Below are 3158 nucleotides of genomic sequence, written 5' to 3'. Positions count from 1 at the left end.
CGGTGAGCTGCGCATCAAGACGCTGAGCCGGCTCTACAGTTTCCTCAGCCAGGTGAACCAGTCGATCGTCTGGACACGGGCGCCAGAAGAGCTGTACCAGCGCATCTGCCAGGTCGCCATCAGCCATGGCCATTTCCGCATGGCCTGGATCGTCCAGGGCGACGCACGATCGTCCACCCTGGCGCTGGCTGCCCACAGCGGCGAGACCGACCGCACCGCCCCGGAACACCAGCCACGCGACCTGCGCCTGGACCACACCGGCACCGATGCGGATCACTCCGCCGTGCGCACCTGGCGCAGCGGGCACCTGCGCTGGGATGTTCCGCCCAGCGCGCCGAGCCAGGCCGTGGCGATTCCGGTGCGCTGCAGCGACACGATGACCGCCGTGCTGGTGCTGGTGCGGGAACGCTTCAATCCGGAGGATCCGGAAGAGCAGGCGCTGTTCAACGAGATCAGCACCGACATGTCGTATGCGCTGACCCAGTTCCAGCGCCGGGAACAGTGGCGCGAGGGCCAGGACCGCAACCGACTCCTCGCAGCCGCACTCGAAAGCACGCAGGACGGCGTGATCGTGACCGACATGCGCGGCCACATCGTCTCGGTCAACCGGGCCTTCACCGAGATCACCGGCTACAGCGCGCAGGACGCCCTCGGCCAGAGCACCGACTTCCTGCGCTCCGACCGCCAGCCCGCCGATTTCCACGAAGCCATCCGCGACCGCGTGCTGCACGACGGGCGCTGGCAGGGCGAACTGTGGAGCCAGCGCAAGGACGGCACCTACCAGGCGCTGTGGAATTCCGTGGCCACCGTCTCGAACGCGCAAGGACTGCCGACCCACCTCGTCACGGTCTTCACTGACGTGACCGCCAAGAAAGAAGTCGAAGCACAGTTGCAGGAACTCGCCCACGTCGACAGCCTGACGGGCCTGCCGAACCGGCTGATGGTGCTGTCGCGGCTGGAGCATGCGCTGGCGGCGGCGCGGCGCAAGCACCACAAGGTCGCCGTGCTCTACATCGACCTGGACAACTTCAAGAACGTCAACGACAGCCTCGGCCACAACGCCGGCGACCAGCTGCTGCTCGGCGTCGCACAGCGCCTGGCACACCGCACCCGGCGCGAGGACACGCTAGGCCGGCTCGGTGGCGACGAGTTCATCCTCGTGCTCGAAACCCTGCGGGATGGCGAAGACGCCGCCGCGGTCGCGCAGGAACTGCTGCACCTGCTGGCCAGCCCGTTCGACGTCGGCCCGAGCGAGGTCTATGTGCAGGCCTCGATCGGCATCAGCCTCTATCCGGAAGACGGCACCGAGGTCGAAGAGCTGTTGCGTGATGCCGACACCGCCATGTACCAGGCCAAACGCGCCGGGCGCGGCACTTACCGCTACTACACCGAAGCACTGACGCAAGCCGCGCAGGTGCGGCTGCAGCTCGACACCCGCCTGCGCCGTGCACTGGCGCGCCAGGAGTTCGAGCTCTGGTACCAGCCGCTCTACCGCCTGCGCGACCGGCGCCTGATCGGACTGGAGGCCCTGGTCCGCCTGAACCAGCCCGGGCTGCCGCCGGTCGGTCCGGCCGAGTTCATCCCGGTTCTGGAAGACACCGGCCACATCGTGGCGCTGGGCGAGTGGGTCACGCAGGAAGCCTGCCGCCAGGGCCGTGCCTGGCTGGACGAAGGGCTCGATTTCGGGCGCATCGCGGTCAACATCTCCGCGGTCGAGATGCAGCGTGGTGGAACCGTCGCCCGGGTGCAGCGGGCACTGGAGACCCATGGCCTTGGCGCCGAGTACCTGGAGCTGGAAATCACCGAATCGGGCCTGATGCAGCAAGGCGACCACAGCGAGGCCTTCCTGCACAGCCTGCGCGCGATGGGCGTGCAGCTCGCCATCGACGACTTCGGCACCGGCTACTCGTCGCTGTCGCAGCTGAAGCGGTTCCCGGTCGGCAAGCTCAAGATCGACCGCAGCTTCATCCGCGACCTGATGACCGACAGCGCCGACGCCCAGCTCGTCAACACCATGGTCGCGATGGGCCGCAGCCTCGGCATCTCGGTGCTGGCCGAAGGCGTCGAGACCGAGGAGCAGATGTGCCATCTGCGGGACATTGGCTGCGAGGCGGCGCAGGGCTACTTCTTCGGCCGGCCTGCACCAGCCGCCACCGCGCGCCAGTGGCTGAACGTTGCCGGGCAGGAGGTGATCGATCCCGGCCACCACGGAACGGACGCTGCCAGCGGCGAGGTGTGGCCGGTGATCTGAGCAGCGGCCATCGACGGGCATCCGGGCACGCTCCTACAATGGCCTGGTGAACATCTTCAACGCCGACCTGCACTGCCACTCGACCGTCTCCGACGGAACGCTGAGTCCCGAAGCCCTCGCCGAGCGCGCCCGCGCCAACGGCGTCGAGCTGTGGGCGCTCACCGACCATGACGAGATCGGTGGCCAGCAGCGCGCCCGCGACGCCGCGCGGGCCCAGGGTCTGCCGCACCTGACCGGCGTGGAGATCTCGGTGACGTTCGCGGGCGAGACGGTGCACATCGTCGGCCTCGGGTTCGACGACCGCAACGAGGCGCTTTGCCAGGGTCTGGCCGCCACCCGCGGTGGCCGCGAGGAGCGTGCACGCGAGATGGCCGCCGAGCTGCTCAAGGTCGGCATCCCCGGCGCCTTCGAGGGTGCGCTGAAGTACGTCGGCAATCCGGACCTGATCTCGCGCACCCATTTCGCGCGCTACCTCGTCGAGACCGGCCGCTGCAGCGACACCAACGATGTCTTCCGCAAGTACCTGGCCGATGGCAAGCCCGGCTACGTGCCGCACCGCTGGGCCGGCCTGGGAGACGCCGTGCGCTGGATCACGCAGGCGGGAGGCGTCGCCGTGATCGCCCATCCCGGCCGCTACCACCGGTTCACCCCGACCACCGAATTCGCGCTGTTCTCCGAATTCAAGGAGCACGGCGGCCAGGGCGTCGAGGTCGTCACCGGCAGCCACACCACGGCCGAGTACGGCAAGTACGCCGCGATGGCCATCGAATTCGATCTGGCGGCCTCGCGCGGCAGCGACTTCCATTCGCCCGCCGAAAGCCGCACCGACCTGGGCAAGCTGCCCCGCCTGCCCACCCAACTGACCCCTGTGTGGGAACTGCTCGCCGAGCGCATCACGCACCCGGTC

2 protein-coding genes are annotated in these 3158 nt (G+C 68.6%); both read left to right on the top strand.

The genetic code is table 11. The features are described 5' to 3' along the window. The coding region (locus AB3X43_RS06765; protein ID WP_369429098.1) for a putative bifunctional diguanylate cyclase/phosphodiesterase at positions 1-2251 on the top strand (2251 nt) is incomplete at its 5' end. A 43-nt stretch (positions 2252-2294) separates the two neighbouring features. Further along, positions 2295-3158: 3',5'-nucleoside bisphosphate phosphatase (locus tag AB3X43_RS06760; RefSeq protein WP_369429099.1), on the top strand; the 864-nt coding region annotated here is incomplete at its 3' end.

The organism is Sphaerotilus sp. (genome assembly GCF_041083715.1).
Lineage (GTDB): Bacteria > Pseudomonadota > Gammaproteobacteria > Burkholderiales > Burkholderiaceae_C > Sphaerotilus.
This window is presented reverse-complemented; position numbering and strand designations above follow the sequence as displayed.